Here is a 15,641-nt window from a genome sequence, read left to right on the forward strand (position 1 = left end):
GCTCTCCCACCCGTCGTCGTCGCTGTGCGGCTCGTCGCCGCGAACGCACACGAGCAGGTGTCCGGTGTTGCGTGGACACCTGCTCGGTGTGGTCGTGATGCACCGGTGATCCCGATGCGGCGCGTCAGCGCTTGGAGTATTGCGACGCCTTGCGGGCCTTCTTGAGGCCGTACTTCTTGCGCTCGACGGCACGCGGGTCGCGGGTCAGGAAGCCCGCCTTCTTCAGTGCCGGACGATCGTCGGGAGCGGCCTCGATGAGGGCGCGGGCGATCGCGAGACGCAGCGCGCCGGCCTGGCCCGAGGGGCCGCCACCGACGAGCTTGGCGTGGATGTCGAACGACTCGGTGCGCTCGACGGTGACCAGCGGCGCCTTGATGAGCTGCTGGTGCACCTTGTTCGGGAAGTAGGCCTCCAGCGACCGACCGTTGAGGTGGAACTCACCGGTTCCGGGCGCCAAGCGCACGCGGACCACGGCCTCCTTGCGGCGGCCGACGGTCTGGATCGGGCGGTCGATGAGGACCGGGGCCGGCGTCGCGACGGCGTCGGCGAAATCCGCACCGGTCACCTCGGTGCCGGTGGCCTCGTCCACGACGTAGTCGTCCCCGGCGACCTCGACGTTCTCGGCGGTTGCGTTCTCGAGGGGCTCGGTCACTGGGACACCTGCTTGATCTCGTAGGGAACCGGACGCTGTGCGGCGTGCGGGTGGTCGGGGCCGGCGTACACCTTGAGCTTGCTGATCATGGCGCGCCCGAGCTTGTTCTTGGGCAGCATGCCGTTCACGGCCTTCTCGATGACGCGCTCGGGACGGGTCGCGAGGAGCTCGGCGGTGGTGCGCTTGGTCAGACCACCCGGGTGGCCCGAGTGCCGGTAGTGGAAGGTGCGCTCGGCCTTGTTGCTGGTCAGCGCGATCTTGTCGGCGTTGATGATGACGACGAAGTCGCCGCCGTCGATGTGCGGGGCGTAGGTCGGCTTGTGCTTGCCGCGCAGGAGGTTCGCGGTCTGCACGGCGAGACGACCGAGCACCACGTCGCTGGCGTCGATGACGTGCCACGCACGCGTGACGTCACCGGCCTTCGGGGTGTAGGTGGGCACAGGTGTATCCGTTCCGTTGTCACAGGTGGTCCGGCCCTCGGAGAGGATCGGGGCTGGTCAGGCGCGGACGGCGGGGGTGTTCCCGGCGACCAGTGGGGACCCGGGACCCGGTTACCCGCCGGCCCAGGACACGCCTGGTCGCGGGTGCCGCGCACCAGCGGTCCAGAGTACGTCTCCGGTGGTCCGAGGGTCAAAACGCACCCGTCACAGCGGGGCGATCGCCACCGACCCGACGGCGGCGGCGCAGGCGTCGTCGATCGACTGCCCCTGCGATCCCGGCTGGCATCCGACGCTCACCTGCAGGGCCGACGCCACGACGACGTACCAGCGGATGGGTGCCCCCGACCCGGGCGTCTCGCGGTAGCTGATGACGCGACGGCCGGCGAAGGTGGTGTCGGCGGAGAACTCCGCGACGGCGTCGGTCCCGCGCTGGCCGAGCCGGTTTCGGAGGCTGGTCGCGACGGAGTCGAGCGTCGAGTCGGCTCGGACCGCGTTCTGCACCAGTAGGATCCGTCGGTCGTCGTCGGGGGACGCGATGCTGGTGAACCCGATCGCGCCGGTGGCGTCGGGTGCGTCGGAGGTCCGGCGCCACCCCGCCGGGACGGTCAGCGACACGCGGCCGATCTGTGCCGCTTCCGTCGACGGGCGGGAGGCGGGTCGGTCGCCGCCGCCGCGCCAGACGACGAGTCCGACCACCACCGCGGCCACGACGACCAGGACGGCCGCGGTGGCGAGAACTCGCACCGGACGCGGACCCGACAGCTCCGGCGCCGCCGGCGGCACCGACCGTGACGGTCGCGGCGGCCCGAACCGGTGCAGCAGGGCGCGGTCGACCGCGGCGATCCGGCCGGTCGGCGTCGCGTCGGCCACGAGGTCCAGGACGGTGTCGACGCGGTCGCTGCGGTCACCGTCGACGAGGACGACCTCGACCGCGTCGTCGACGACGTCGGCGAGGTCGTCGACGGTGCAGCCGGCGTCGAGGACGACGGTGCGACCGATGCGCCATCCGTCGGGTGACCGCTGCAACCGGTGGACGTCGACGCGGTCGTCGTGGGCCTCGAGGAGGACACACGCCTGCACCGACGGCTCGAGGTGTGTGGCGGCCAGCAGGACGGCACGCGGCTGCGCCGTGATCGGGACGGCGTCACCGGTCACGGCCTGCACCGCCCCGAGCAGGACACCGATGCGACGTCGGCCCCACGTGCTCGGGTGGGCGAGGACCACCGACGACGGGCGATCGGGGCCCATCGCCTCCGCGACGGCCGATGCCCACGCGTCCCGGGTGTGCCGACGTCGACCGCCGACCACCACCGAGCCCGCGTCGATCGCGGAGACGAGAGCCCCGACCCGCAATTCGGTGCCCGCCGAGCTCTCCAACCGGCCGTAGGCCACGTCCAGGACGGTCGCCGCGCGCACGCCGACCGCCGAGTCCACCGTCGGGTCAGCCCGCGGAACGGGCGGGGCGCAGCTCGCGCGGCAGGGCGAAGGTGAGGGTCTCGTTCGCCGTGGTCACCGTCTCGACGGTGCCGAAGCCGTACTCGGCGAGCCGGTCCAGGACGCCGCGGACCAGCACCTCGGGCACCGACGCGCCCGACGTGACACCGACGGTCGACACACCGTCGAGCCAGGCTTCGTCGATGTCCCGGGCGTAGTCGACGAGGTGCGACGCGCGGGCGCCGGCCTGCAGCGCCACCTCGACGAGCCGCACCGAGTTCGACGAGTTCTGCGACCCGACGACGATGACGAGGTCGCAGTCCGGCGCCATCGCCTTCACCGCGACCTGGCGGTTCTGGGTGGCGTAGCAGATGTCGTCGCTGGGCGGGTCCTGCAGCTGCGGGAACCGCTCCCGCAGGCGCGACACGGTCTCCATGGTCTCGTCGACCGAGAGCGTCGTCTGCGACAGCCACACCAGCTTGGACTCGTCACGCACCTCGAGGGAGTCGACGCTGTCCGGGCCGTCCACGAGCTGGATGTGCTCCGGCGCCTCGCCGGCCGTGCCCTCGACCTCCTCGTGACCGTCGTGGCCGATCAGCAGGATCTCGTAGTCGTCGCGGGCGAAGCGCTTGGCCTCCTGGTGCACCTTGGTCACCAGCGGGCACGCCGCGTCGATGGTGCGCAGGTTGCGCTGCGCGGCCGAGGCGTGGACCGCCGGGGAGACGCCGTGCGCGGAGAACACGACGAGCGCGCCCTCGGGCACCTCGTCGGTCTCCTCGACGAAGATCACGCCGCGCTCGGTGAGCGTCTCGACGACGTGCTTGTTGTGGACGATCTCCTTGCGCACGTAGACGGGGGCGCCGTGCTTCTCGAGGGCACGCTCCACCGTCTCGATGGCGCGATCGACCCCCGCGCAGTACCCACGCGGCTCGGCCAGCAGGACACGTTTGCCGGAATCGCTCATGCCCACAGGGTACGGGCAGCGCACGGTCGCAGGGTGCGGACCGCCTGCGGCCGGGGGACGCGCCGGGCGTCCCCGCGCTGGTGACGTGGGTGACGATGAGGCAAGGTTGTGCCATGGTCCGCCCACCCTTCGCCGCCCGCGTGATGACCGGTCTCCTCGTGACGGCCATCGAGGAGACGCGGAAGCTGCCCACCACCGCCGTCACGCTGCCGATGACCGCGGTCAGCACCACGGTCCAGGTGGCCATGCGCCTGCAGCAGAACATCGCCGAGCTGGCCATCAAGGGTGACGACGCGCTCGACCACTGGTTCCACCGCGCGCAGGAGCAGCCGTCGTGGGCGACGTTCGACGACGACCTCGACGCCCTGCGCGTCGACGACCTCCGCGACGAGGACCCGCGGGACGACAGCCCCGCGGGGTCCCCGACCCTGACCGCGGTCCCCGACGCCGAGCCGGTCGGCACCGCGGACGCGCCGGTCCCCGCCGAGCCGCCCACCCCGGCGGCGACGGCCACGACGCCGGTGAAGAAGGCCCCCGCGAAGAAGGCACCTGCGAAGAAAGCCCCGGCGAAGAAGGCCGCGGCGAAGAAGGCACCGCCCACGAAGGCTCCTGCGAAGACGGCTCCGGCGACGACGGCCCCGCCCGCCGATGCCTCCGCCGCGGCTCCCGCCACCGAGGGCGACGACACCTCGTCGGGCGAGACCGTCACCGCCAAGGGGCGGTTCGCCCTCTACAGCTCCGCCCCCGACACCGTGCTCCAGTCCGATGTCGAGGCCGCGCCGACGCCGACGCCGACGGACGCCCCCGAGATCGTCGAGTTCCTCGACTACGACTCGCTGACGCTGGCGCAGTTGCGCGCCAAGATCCGCAGCATCGACCTCGACGACCTGCGGACGCTCGCGGAGTACGAGCGCAGTCACCGCGGCCGCGCCCCGTTCGCGACGATGCTCGACAACCGGATCGCCGCCGCCGGCGCCAAGTGACCCCTCCCCCGGGTGGACCGGGACCCTCGAGTCCGGACGCCCCGTGGCCGGTCCGCACGCTCAACGCCAAGATCGGCGACTGGATCCATCGCCTCGGTCAGGTGTGGGTCGAGGGCCAGATCACCCAGATCAGCCGCCGGCCCGGGACGAAGACCGCCTTCCTGCAGCTGCGCGACCCGTCGGCGGACATGTCCATCACCGTGACCTGTCAGCCGCAGGTCCTCGACCGCGCCGAGGTGCCGCTCACCGAGGGCGCCCGCGTCGTCATGGCGGGACGACCGTCGTTCTACCCCGGCCGTGCGTCGTTGTCGTTGCGGGTCACCGAGATCCGGCCGGTCGGGATCGGCGAGCTGCTCGCGCGGATCGAGCGGCTGCGACGCCTCCTCGACGCGGAGGGACTGTTCGACCCGCGTCTGAAACGGCCGATCCCGTTCCTGCCCCGCGGCGTCGGCCTCATCACCGGGCGCGCCGGCGCCGCCGAACGCGACGTGCTGTCGGTGGCGCGCGGTCGGTGGCCGGCCGTGCACGTCGAGATCCGGAACACGCCCGTGCAGGGCCCGACGGCGGTCCCGGCCATCCTGCGTGCACTCGCCGACCTCGACGCCCACGCGAGCGTCGACGTCATCGTGATCGCCCGCGGCGGTGGGTCGGTCGAGGACCTGCTGCCGTTCTCGGACGAGACCCTGTGTCGCGCCGTGTCGTCGGCGACGACACCGGTGGTCTCGGCGATCGGTCACGAACCCGACCACCCGCTGCTCGACCTCGTCGCCGACCTGCGTGCGGCGACCCCGACCGACGCGGCGAAGCGCATCGTCCCCGACGTCGCCGCCGAACTCGCGGGCCTGGCGGAGATGCGTGCCCGCAGCGCAGGCGCTCTGCGCAACTGGGTGGCCCGCGAGAAGCACGCCCTCGACTCCCTCCGGAACCGACCGGTGATCGCCGACCCGCTGCGCCTCGTCGACGACCGCGTCGCCGAGGTCGAGCGCGCCGTCGGGGCCACCCGACGGGAGATCGCCCGCTACGTGGGTTTCGAGGAGCACCGCGTCGAGAACTACGCTGCTCGCCTGGCGACGCTGGGACCCGCACAGACCCTCGCCCGTGGCTACGCCGTGGTGCAGCGGCTGTCCGGCGACGACCCGCCGCACGTCGTGGGGTCGGTCGAGGACATGCCGATCGGCACCCAGCTGCGGGTCCGGGTCGCCGACGGTGCGATGCGCGCCGCCGTGATGCAACCCGACGCGCCGCTCGCGGCACCCACGAGACGGAAGAAGGCCGATGAGCGCTGAGGAACCCACCCCCGTCGAGGAACTGGGCTACGAGCAGGCACGCGACGAACTCGTCGCGGTGGTGCGCACCCTCGAGCAGGGTGGCCTCGACCTCGACGCGTCGCTGGCGCTGTGGGAGCGCGGCGAGGCGTTGGCGCGACGCTGCGAGGACCACCTCGAGGGCGCGCGGCGTCGTATCGAGACCGCGCTCGGCGAGGTGCCCGACGACGAGGACGGGGACCTCGAGGACGACGACGTCACCGACGACTGACCCGGCTCGGGTCCGGCCGGGTCGTCAGCCGACGGGCACGGGCCGGTTGCCCCGCGGGAGGACCGGGGCGGCCAGGACGGCCTGCGCCAGCGTGATGAAGTCCTTCTCGGTCGCCTTGCTGTAGAGCCCGATCCGGACGTCGCCGAGGTCGGTGACCCAGATCGACCGGTCGTCGGAGGTGGAGTACCTCACCCACTGCTTACCGCCGACCTGCACGGTGCCGTCGCCGATGGGTCGGTTGTCGTCGAGGTAGCCGACCAGCCCGTCCTCCGTGGCGTCGGTCTGGCTCAGCTGGATGTACACGCCGTCGGCCGTGAGGTACCCGGTGTTCGACACCACCCGTCCGTCGATCCCCGACCGGCTGCCCGAGTTCGGCTTCCAGTCCGTCGGCGTCTTCGGCAGGCGCACCGGGAACGGCATCGTCTGCGCGTCGGCCATGAGACCGTCTCGGACGTCGTAGGCGGCGGTGCGGTCGTCGCTCGCCCCGCCGGTGAGACCCACCGAGCAGTTGCCGGACACCACCGCGATGATCAGGCAGATCACGATCAACGGGATCAGCGACCACACCATGTCCTTGTGGTCGGTGAGGATCCGTGGTTTGGCGGGCACCAGACCAGTATCCACGCCGGTCATGACAGGATTGCTCCCAACCCCGAGCGGCCGCGCGCCCGTGCGGCGCACGCCGGTGCCCGTCCCAGGAGGAATCGATGTCGCAGCCCGTCCGCAACCCCCAGGCCCCCGACCGGAACCTGGCGATGGAGTTGGTGCGGGTCACCGAGGCGGCCGCGCTGGCCGCCGGCCGGTGGGTGGGGCGCGGCGACAAGAACGGCGGCGACGGCGCCGCGGTGGACGCGATGCGCCAGTTGCTCTCGACGGTGTCGATGCGCGGCGTCGTCGTGATCGGCGAGGGCGAGAAGGACGAGGCGCCGATGCTCTACAACGGCGAGGAGGTCGGCAACGGCGAGGGCCCCGAGGTCGACGTCGCCGTCGACCCCATCGACGGCACCACCCTGATGGCCGAGGGCCGCCCGAACTCAATCGCCGTCATCGCCGTGTCCGAGCGCGGCACCATGTTCGACCCGTCGGCGGTGTTCTACATGGAGAAGATCGCCGTCGGCCCCGAGGCCGCCGGGTCGATCGACATCACCAAGCCCGTCGAGTGGAACGTCAAGGCCGTCGCCGACGCCAAGGGCATCGACGTCGGCGACGTCACCGTCGTCGTGCTGGACCGTCCCCGTCACGCCGACCTCATCGGCGAGATCCGCGCCGCCGGCGCGAAGATCCGCCTCATCTCCGACGGCGACGTCGCCGGTGCGATCGCCGCGGCCGGCGAATACAGCTCTGTCGACATGCTGCTCGGCATCGGCGGGACGCCGGAGGGCATCATCACCGCCGTCGCGATGAAGTGCATGGGCGGCGAGATCCAGGGGCGACTGTGGCCCAAGGACGACGCCGAGCGTCAGAAGGCCATCGACGCCGGCCACGACCTCGACCGCGTCCTGAAGACCGACGACCTGGTCAGCGGCGAGAACATGTTCTTCTGCGCGACCGGCGTCACCAACGGTGACATGCTCCGCGGGGTCACCTACCGCTCGAACGGTGCCACCACGCGCTCGCTGGTGATGCGATCGAAGTCGGGCACGATCCGCCACATCGAGGGCCGCCACAAGCTCGCCAAGCTCCGCGAGTTCGCCTCGGTCGACCTCGGCGACTGATCGTCGGCGGGTCACCCGCCCTGCCGCTCCGGTTACAGGGTTCCCGCTCCGGTTACAGGGTTCCCGCTCCACATGTTCGAGGACGCTCCGGATACATCAGGAGCGTCCTAGAACAAGTGGAGCGTCTTCGCCGGATGCGTCCGAAGGGGAGCGCAGTCACCCGAAGCGGAGCGGCTGCCCTGCAGGTGGAGCGTCCGCAGCGGACGCGGGACCACGCGACACGCGCCATGCAGACCCCCATTAGGGTTGCCTGCATGAGCAATGACGCTGCGTCCGGCGAGTACCGCATCGAGCACGACACCATGGGCGAGGTCCGCGTCCCCGTGGCCGCCCTGTGGCGCGCCCAGACCCAGCGCGCGGTCGAGAACTTCCCCATCTCGCACCGTCCGCTGGAGCGGACGCAGATCCGCGCGATGGGCCTGCTCAAGGCCGCCTGCGCCCAGGTGAACAAGGACCTCGGCCTCCTCGAAGCGGAGAAGGCCGACGCGATCATCGCCGCCGCCACCGAGATCGCCGACGGCGCGCACGACGACCAGTTCCCCATCGACGTGTTCCAGACCGGCTCGGGCACGAGTTCGAACATGAACACCAACGAGGTCATCGCGTCGATCGCGAAGAACAACGGCGTCGAGGTGCACCCGAACGACCACGTCAACATGTCGCAGTCGTCGAACGACACCTTCCCCACCGCCACCCACGTCGCGGCGACGGAAGCCGCTGCGACGGACCTGATCCCGGCGCTGCAGCACCTGCACTCCGCGCTCGCGGACAAGGCGTCGGAGTGGCGTGAGGTCGTGAAGTCCGGCCGCACCCACCTCATGGACGCCGTGCCGGTCACCCTCGGCCAGGAGTTCGGCGGCTACGCCCGCCAGGTCGAGGCCGGCATCGAGCGCGTCGAGGCCTCGCTGGTGCGCGTCGGCGAGCTGCCCATCGGTGGCACCGCCGTCGGGACGGGCCTCAACGCACCCGAGGGGTTTGGCACGAAGGTCGTCGCAGACCTGGTGTCGCGCACGGGCGTCGAGCACCTCAGCCTCGCGAAGGACAACTTCGAGGCGCAGGCCGCCCGCGACGGTCTCGTCGAGCTGTCCGGCGTGCTCAAGACGATCGCGGTGTCGCTGACCAAGATCGCCAACGACGTCCGCTGGATGGGGTCGGGTCCGCTCACCGGTCTCGGTGAGATCCGCCTCCCCGACCTGCAGCCCGGCAGCTCGATCATGCCCGGCAAGGTCAATCCCGTTCTGCCCGAGGCGGTCACGCAGGTCGCCGCGCAGGTCGTCGGCAACGACGCCGCCGTCACCTGGGGTGGCGGCAACGGCGCGTTCGAGCTGAACGTCTACATCCCGATGATGGCGCGCAACGTCCTCGAGTCGCTGAAGCTGCTGGCCAACGTGTCCCGCCTGTTCGCCGACCGCTGCATCGTCGGCCTCGAGGCCAACACCGAGCACCTCAAGACCCTCGCCGAGAGCTCGCCGTCGATCGTGACGCCGCTCAACTCGGCGATCGGCTACGAGGAGGCCGCGGCCGTCGCGAAGCAGGCCCTCAAGGAGGGCAAGACGATCCGCCAGACCGTCATGGACCGCGGCCTCATCGGCGACAAGCTCTCCGAGGCCGAACTCGACAAGCGCCTCGACGTGCTGAAGATGGCCAACCTCGACCACGAGCGCTGAGCCAGTCCCCTCCCCGCGACACGAAACGGCTCCCGCGACTGTGATCACGGTCGCGGGAGCCGTTCTCTGTCGCCAGGACGTTCCCGCGACCAAAACCGCCTCCCACGACCGTCACGACGGTCGCGGGAGGCGGTTCTGGTAGCGGGAGACGCCCGCGGGCGTCAGCGCCGGAGCAGGAAGAACGTCGGCTTCAGCTTGTAGTCCGACGTCAGCAGCGCACCGAAGCGCGTCTCGCGGTTGTTCAGCGAGCCGGGATCGTTGGCGGTGTCGCGGATCGTGTAGATGAACGCCGGTCCGGCGAAGGGCATCTGGGCGAACGCCGCGAGCTGCGACGCGATGATGTCGCGCTGTTGCTCGGGGGTGTTGCCGCCGTTGCGCGGTCCGTTGGTCGGGGCACCGAACTCGGTGAACCAGATCTTCTTGCCGGCGTCGCCGTTGCGGACCATGAGTCCTCGGACCGCGGCGATGTCACTCCAGGCGCCGTTCGGGTTGGCCCCGATGCCGCCCGGGAACACGTACGGGTGCAGGGCGAGTGCGTCGAACGAGCCCTTGGCGCCGAAACGGTACAGGTCGTTGACGAAGGCGACCGGCGAGTCCGAGCCCTGCATCGGGCTCAGGCCGGCCGCGATGACCGTCGAGTTCGGCTGCACGCGCTTGATGGCGCCGTAGGTGGCCTTCAGCAGACGCGAGTACGCCGCCGACTTGTTCGGGATGTTGCCGAAGAAGAGCGGCAGGTTCGGCTCGTTCCAGATCTCCCAGTTGTTCACCTGGCCGCCGTAGCGCTGCACCGCACGCTGGGCGAACACCGCGAAGTCGTTGACGTTCGCCGGCGGTGCGGTCTTCAACAGGCCGCCGCCCTGCAGCAGCGGGGTGTAGGCGATGAGCGCCAACACCTTCAGGCCGCGGGCACGGGCCGCGTTGATGACGCGGTCCGAGGTGCTCCAGTTGTAGACACCCGGTCCGGTCTCGATCTGGCTGCGGTCGATGCCGAGCCGGATCCACGACGCGCTGGTCTGCTTCACCGTGTCGAGCGTGCGGTCGAGATCGGCCTGCGAGTACTGCAGGAACTCCGAACCGGTCGCGAACCCGTAGCCGGCGGCGGGGGCGACCGGCGCCGCGTTCGCCGGTGTGGCAAGGCCGAGCACCAGCGCGACCGCCGCGACGGCACTCAGGACGGCGGCGCGCAAGGAGGGTCTGTTCATGCGCACATTGTTACATCGCCGATATCGAAACGACGCATCGAGAACGCTGATTCACAGGTTCCGTGATCTGCCGTCACGCCTGCTGCGAGGCGAGTCCGATCCGGATGACCGGATCGCGCGACGGATCGAGCCACTGGAGGATCGAGACCATCGTCGCCTTGTCGACGGCCACGCAACCCTGCGTCGGCGTCCCGTCCGTGACGTGGAGGAAGATCCCGGACGCGTAACCCGGTCGCCGCTGGGGGTTGTGGGCGATGTTGACCGCGTAGTCGTAGACCGGCCCGCTGTCGTAGAGGTTCTCGCTGTCGCCGCCGGGGCTCGCGACCTGCCGGACGTGGGTGTTGTACGTCGGCGAGTTCGGGTTCTCGTCCCACCAGTCCTGCTTGTCGGCCTGGAAGTACGGCATCTTCGTGCCCGGGTTGGCCTGTCGGCCGAAGGCCTGGTCGAAGGCGAAGGTGCCCTCCGGGGTGCGGGGGACGTCGTCGCGGGGCGCACCGATCCCCTGCGACCCGACGAACGCCTTCACGGGGCCGATGACGGGCTTCCACGCACCGTCGACCTTGTCGAAGGCGGTCAGGGTGCCGGTGGTGTCCGAGCGCGAGTTCACCGTCACGGTGACCATCTGCGTGGTCGTCGGGAAGTCGGCGGGTCCGGCGACGGTGTCACCGGGGGCCGCCGACGCGGGCGCGGCGGCCACCGTCACACCCACGACGACCGCCACGGTCGGCACCGACACCACTGCGACTGCAGACCTCAGCCGCCTCATCAACCACATACGTCTCTCAAGCACCAGAGAAGTATGCGTTCACCCACCACCGCAGGCGATATCCGTCCGGTCACAAGCCGGACGCCGATTCGTCACCACCGGCGTGTCGCACCGACACGCGGACACGCCGGTGGGTGACGCCGATCACGCCCCGGGCGCGAACTCCTCGAGCATCTCGGTGACCAGCGCGGCGATGGGCGAGCGCTCGCTGCGGGTGAGGGTGATGTGGGCGAAGAGCGGGTGGCCCTTGAGCTTCTCGATCACCGCGGCGACGCCGTCGTGCCGGCCGACGCGGAGGTTGTCACGCTGGGCGACGTCGTGGGTGAGGACGACGCGCGACCCGGCGCCCAGCCGGGACAGCACCGTGAGCAGGACGTTGCGCTCCAACGACTGCGCCTCGTCGACGATCACGAACGAGTCGTGCAGCGACCGACCGCGGATGTGCGTGAGCGGCAACACCTCCAGCATCCCGCGGGACAGCACCTCCTCGATCACCTCGGTCGAGGCGAGACCCTCGAGGGTGTCGAACACGGCCTGCGCCCAGGGGCCCATCTTGTCGGCCTCGCTGCCGGGCAGGTAGCCCAGCTGCTGCCCGCCGACCGCGTACAGCGGCCGGAAGACGACGACCTTGCGGTGGGTGCGGCGCTCCAGCACCGCCTCGAGACCCGCGCACAGGGCGAGCGCCGACTTGCCCGTGCCGGCCTTGCCGCCGAGGGAGACGATCCCGACCGACTCGTCGAGCAGGAGGTCCAGGGCGACGCGCTGCTCGGCGGACCGGCCGCGCAGACCGAACGCCTCCCGCTCGCCGCGGACGAGCTGCACCTGCTTCTCCGGCGTGACCCGGCCCAGCGCGCTCGACGACCCGCCGAGCAGGCGGACCCCGGTGTGGCAGGGCAGTTCTCGCGCCTCGTCGATGTCGACGACGCCCTCGGAGAACAACGTGTCGATGGTGGAGACGGCGACGTCGAGCTCGGTCATCCCGGTCCACCCCGAGACGACGACGTCCTGGGCCCGGTACTCGTCGGCGGGCAGCCCGACGGCACCGGCCTTGACGCGCAACGGGATGTCCTTGGACACCAGGGTGACGTCCTTGCCCTCGGCGCGAAGGTTCAACGCGCAGGCCAGGATCCGCGAGTCGTTGGTCTCGGTGCGGAAGCCGGCCGGCAGCACACGGGGGTCGGTGTGGTTGAGTTCGACCTGCAGGGTGCCGCCCTCGTCGCCGATCGGGACCGGCAGGTCGAGCCGACCGTGTTCCAGACGCAGATCGTCGAGCATGCGCAACGACTCCCGGGCGAACCACCCCAGCTCGTGGTGGTGGCGTTTGCCCTCGAGTTCCCCGATCACGACCAGCGGCAGGACCACGCTGTGCTCCGCGAACCGCGTCACCGCCCACGGGTCGGAGAGCAGCACGGAGGTGTCAAGGACATAGGTGCGAGTGGTCACGAAGGGCTCCTCAGGACCGCGCGGCGCCCACGCGGACTGATGTCGACACCGACCGGCCGGTCCATGGGACCGGGGCCGGTCCGCCTCGCGCTGGGTGACCAGCTCACGAATAGAACCTCCCGGACGAACCGCTTCCCCACGGCCCGTCACGAGTCAACGTACGCCCGCCGACACGCCCGCCACGCGACCCGCGCGCCGCGTGTCCGTGAACAACAGGTAACCGGACGCGACGCCCCGGGGACCACGTGGCGACCCCGTCACCGGATGGTCACCGCGCAGTCGTCGGCGTTCGACCTCGTCGTCGATCACGCCTGGTCGGGTGGGGTCCATGACGCGTGCAGAGACCCCGATCGTGACCGTCGGCCCCGACCGGACGCTCCGGACCGGCCTCTCCCGGCGACGGTTCCTCACCTGGACCGGGGTGGCCGGCGCGCTCGCGATGACCCCGGGCCTGTTCGCCGACTCGTTCTCCGCCGCGGCGCCGCAGGCCCCCGGCGACCACCTCTTCACCCTCGGCGTCGCATCCGGCGACCCGCTGCCCGACGGCGTCGTGCTCTGGACCCGCCTCGCGTCCGCGCCGCTGGCCCGGGGTGCCGGGATGGGCGTCGTCCCCGTGCGCGTCGACTGGCAGGTCGCGACCGACGAGGCGATGACGCGCGTCGTCCGGTCCGGCAGCGAGATCGCCACCGCCGCAGACGCCTTCAGCGTCCACGCGGATGTCCGCGGTCTGCGTCCGGGGACCGAGTACTTCTACCGTTTCCGCGCGAACGGTCACGTCTCCGACGTCGGCCGCACCCGGACCGCTCCGCGTCCGGGCGCCCCGCTGGCCGCTCTCACCTTCGCGTGGGCGTCCTGCCAGTCGTGGGCCGACGGGTTCTTCCCCGCCTACGCCGACATGGCCTCCGCCGCACCGGATGTGGTCTTCCACCTCGGTGACTATGTCTACGAGAAGAGTGTCGGGGCGACCGGCGGTCGTCGGAACACGACCGCTCTGCCCGCCTCTGCCCTCACCGAGATGACGACGCTCGACGACTACCGCGAGCGGTACGCCCTCTACAAGCTCGATCCCCAGTTGCAGGCGGCGCACCGCGCGAGCCCGTTCGTCACCGTCTTCGACGACCACGAGGTCGAGAACAACTGGGCGGGCGCGATCTCCGAGGACGACGCACCGATCCCCGAGTTCCTGGCGCGGCGGGCGCAGGCGTTCAAGGCGTGGTGGGAGAACACCCCGGTCCGCATCACACAGCGGCCGCGGGGCGCCGACGTGCAGGCGTTCCGACGCCTCGACTACGGCGACCTCGTCCGCTTCAGCGTGCTCGACACGCGGCAGTACCGCAGCGATCAGGTGAACGGCGACACCGACTCCCCGCAGGACGCCCAGACCGCGGACCCGCGGCGCACCATCACCGGCGCCCGCCAGGAACGGTGGATCCTCGACGGGTTCGCCTCGAGCCGGCAGCGCTGGAACGTACTGGCCCATCAGACGACGATCGCCGATCTCGCGCGCGAGAAGAACGGCGCCCGCGCGGTCAGCATGGACGGGTGGAGCGGGTACGAGGCGTCGCGGGCACGCATCCTCGACGGTGCGCGGGAGCGCGGCACCCGCAACCTGGTGTCCATCGTCGGGGACATCCACCGCAACGTGGTGTCCGACCTGCGATCGACCTACACCCGCGACTCCCCCACCGTCGGGATCGAACTGGCCGGGACGTCGATCGCGTCGGGCAAGGACGGCGCCGACAGCGACAGCAGCGACAAGCAGCTCAAGGCGGCGTCACCGCACGTCCGCTTCGGCAACGCCCAACGCGGATACGTGCTCAACCGGGTCTCGCGAGACCGGTGGGAGGCGGAGTTCCGTGTCGCGGACTCGATAGCCTCGCCGGACGAGAAGCTCCGTCGCCGGGCCCTGGTGACCATCCCCGACGGTCGGCCGCAGGTGGACGTGCAGGCCTGAGTCAGCCCTCGGCGCGGGCCAGGATCTTCTGTCGCGCCGCCTCGGCGTCCTCGCCGAGTCCGTCGAGTGTGCGCAGGCCCAGGCCGTCGACGAGCGCGGCGGCCGCACGACGGAACGCCTCGGCCCCGGTGTAGCTCTCCGGGACGAGGTGGATCTTGTCGGCGAGGTCGGCGATGTCGCTGCCGATCGGCCGGTTCAGTTCGAAGGCCTCCTCGACGGCGACGACCGTCGCGTCCGGCTGCGCGGTGAGGGCCGCGTTGAGGAAGTTGGTGAACGTCGACGCCTGGACGGCGTCGTCGGTGGCGACGTTGCGCAGGATGCCGGTGAGGCTCTCCGACTCGACGTCGTCGGCCAGGCGCGAGGCGAACCACGTGCTGAGGTTCTCGTGCACGGCCATCACGGCGAGGCACGCCGCCGGCGACATCGAGCGCGACTTCTCGTTCTGCTCGTAGCCGTGCGTGACGTGCGACAGGCGCAGCCGCTCGAGCCACTCCGGGTCGACGGCACGGGTGACGATGAGGTGATCGCGGAGGGCGATCGAGTGCCGGTTGTCCTCGGCGGTCCAGCGACCGACGAGCGCCCGCCACTCCGAGAACGGAGGGAAGTTCACACCGAGGATGCGGTGGAACGACGGCAGGTTGTCCTTGGTGAGCACCAGGGCCAGGACCGCGACGCCGATGGCCTCGGGGACGGTGGAGTCCGACTCCTCCCAGTCCGTGCCGCCGAGGAACGCGTAGTTGCGGCCCTCGTCCCACGGCACGAGGTCATGCGGGTTCCAGGTGATGGCTGCGCGCTCGTGCTCCTCGGTCAGCTCGGGCAGAGCCTTCTCGAGCACCAGGATCAGGTCGTCGTCAGCGTTGTCCGTCACGAGTGACCAGGATAGGC

Annotated in this window: 15 protein-coding genes; 6 read left to right on the top strand and 9 right to left on the bottom strand. The window is 70.9% G+C overall.

What is annotated here, in order from left to right; genetic code table 11:
- Window positions 1-124 precede the first annotated feature (124 nt).
- The 4 genes from rpsI to LX12_RS08045 form a co-directional block, all read right to left on the bottom strand.
- Window positions 125-652: a 30S ribosomal protein S9 gene (gene rpsI, locus LX12_RS08030; RefSeq protein WP_253654022.1), complete on the bottom strand. Its 528-nt coding sequence runs from the start codon at window positions 650-652 to the stop codon at window positions 125-127.
- Window positions 649-1,092 carry a 50S ribosomal protein L13 gene (rplM, locus tag LX12_RS08035; RefSeq protein WP_253654023.1) on the bottom strand — a complete coding sequence of 148 codons (444 nt, stop codon included), beginning with the start codon at window positions 1,090-1,092 and terminating at the stop codon, window positions 649-651. The genes rpsI and rplM overlap by 4 nt, the downstream gene beginning before the upstream one ends.
- A 204-nt stretch (window positions 1,093-1,296) precedes the next feature.
- A complete protein-coding gene (locus LX12_RS08040) occupies window positions 1,297-2,526 on the bottom strand; it encodes a type VII secretion-associated protein (RefSeq protein ID WP_253654024.1) in 1,230 nt (409 codons plus the stop codon).
- Between the two features lie 7 nt (window positions 2,527-2,533).
- The gene (locus tag LX12_RS08045; RefSeq protein WP_253654025.1) at window positions 2,534-3,490 is read right to left on the bottom strand and encodes a 4-hydroxy-3-methylbut-2-enyl diphosphate reductase; all 957 of its coding nucleotides are present in this window, start codon (window positions 3,488-3,490) and stop codon (window positions 2,534-2,536) included.
- 113 nt (window positions 3,491-3,603) lie between these two features.
- Between LX12_RS08045 and LX12_RS08050 the strand changes: the two genes are divergently transcribed.
- Genes LX12_RS08050 through LX12_RS08060 form a run of 3 tightly spaced genes read left to right on the top strand, consistent with a single transcriptional unit; the run spans window position 3,604 to window position 6,009 of the window.
- Window positions 3,604-4,473 carry a lipid droplet-associated protein gene (locus tag LX12_RS08050; protein WP_253654026.1) on the top strand — a complete coding sequence of 290 codons (870 nt, stop codon included), beginning with the start codon at window positions 3,604-3,606 and terminating at the stop codon, window positions 4,471-4,473.
- The gene (xseA, locus tag LX12_RS08055; protein ID WP_253654027.1) at window positions 4,470-5,759 is read left to right on the top strand and encodes an exodeoxyribonuclease VII large subunit; all 1,290 of its coding nucleotides are present in this window, start codon (window positions 4,470-4,472) and stop codon (window positions 5,757-5,759) included. Before LX12_RS08050 ends, xseA begins: the two co-directional genes overlap by 4 nt.
- Window positions 5,749-6,009 (top strand): exodeoxyribonuclease VII small subunit, encoded by a 261-nt coding sequence (locus LX12_RS08060; RefSeq protein ID WP_253654028.1) that lies wholly within the window; start codon window positions 5,749-5,751, stop codon window positions 6,007-6,009. Before xseA ends, LX12_RS08060 begins: the two co-directional genes overlap by 11 nt.
- Before the next feature lie 24 nt (window positions 6,010-6,033).
- On the opposite strand, the gene LX12_RS08065 is transcribed toward LX12_RS08060, so the two are convergent.
- Window positions 6,034-6,642: a DUF4245 domain-containing protein gene (locus LX12_RS08065; RefSeq protein ID WP_301284346.1), complete on the bottom strand. Its 609-nt coding sequence runs from the start codon at window positions 6,640-6,642 to the stop codon at window positions 6,034-6,036.
- A gap of 74 nt (window positions 6,643-6,716) precedes the next feature.
- Between LX12_RS08065 and glpX the strand changes: the two genes are divergently transcribed.
- Window positions 6,717-7,724 (top strand): class II fructose-bisphosphatase, encoded by a 1,008-nt coding sequence (gene glpX, locus LX12_RS08070; protein ID WP_253654029.1) that lies wholly within the window; start codon window positions 6,717-6,719, stop codon window positions 7,722-7,724.
- A gap of 254 nt (window positions 7,725-7,978) precedes the next feature.
- Window positions 7,979-9,391, top strand: a complete 1,413-nt coding sequence (locus LX12_RS08075) for a class II fumarate hydratase (RefSeq protein WP_253654030.1) — start codon at window positions 7,979-7,981, stop codon at window positions 9,389-9,391.
- 161 nt (window positions 9,392-9,552) lie between these two features.
- Here the strand turns inward: LX12_RS08075 and LX12_RS08080 are convergent, their stop codons facing one another.
- From LX12_RS08080 to phoH2, 3 genes are all read right to left on the bottom strand, one after another.
- Entirely contained in the window at window positions 9,553-10,593 is a 1,041-nt protein-coding gene (locus tag LX12_RS08080; protein WP_253654031.1) for a glycoside hydrolase family protein, read from the bottom strand.
- Window positions 10,594-10,666: 73 nt separating this feature from the next.
- Window positions 10,667-11,329, bottom strand: a complete 663-nt coding sequence (locus tag LX12_RS08085) for a L,D-transpeptidase family protein (RefSeq protein WP_308213985.1) — start codon at window positions 11,327-11,329, stop codon at window positions 10,667-10,669.
- Between the two features lie 174 nt (window positions 11,330-11,503).
- Window positions 11,504-12,802, bottom strand: coding sequence for an RNA 5'-3' helicase PhoH2 (phoH2, locus tag LX12_RS08090; RefSeq protein WP_253654032.1), 1,299 nt, complete (start codon window positions 12,800-12,802; stop codon window positions 11,504-11,506).
- 328 nt (window positions 12,803-13,130) lie between these two features.
- Between phoH2 and LX12_RS08095 the strand changes: the two genes are divergently transcribed.
- Window positions 13,131-14,756 (top strand): alkaline phosphatase D family protein, encoded by a 1,626-nt coding sequence (locus LX12_RS08095; protein WP_253654033.1) that lies wholly within the window; start codon window positions 13,131-13,133, stop codon window positions 14,754-14,756.
- A gap of 1 nt (window position 14,757) precedes the next feature.
- Here the strand turns inward: LX12_RS08095 and LX12_RS08100 are convergent, their stop codons facing one another.
- Window positions 14,758-15,624, bottom strand: a complete 867-nt coding sequence (locus tag LX12_RS08100) for an acyl-ACP desaturase (RefSeq protein ID WP_253654034.1) — start codon at window positions 15,622-15,624, stop codon at window positions 14,758-14,760.
- Window positions 15,625-15,641 lie beyond the last annotated feature (17 nt).

Origin of the sequence: Williamsia serinedens (genome assembly GCF_024171725.1) — a bacterium.
Lineage (GTDB): Bacteria > Actinomycetota > Actinomycetes > Mycobacteriales > Mycobacteriaceae > Williamsia_A > Williamsia_A serinedens.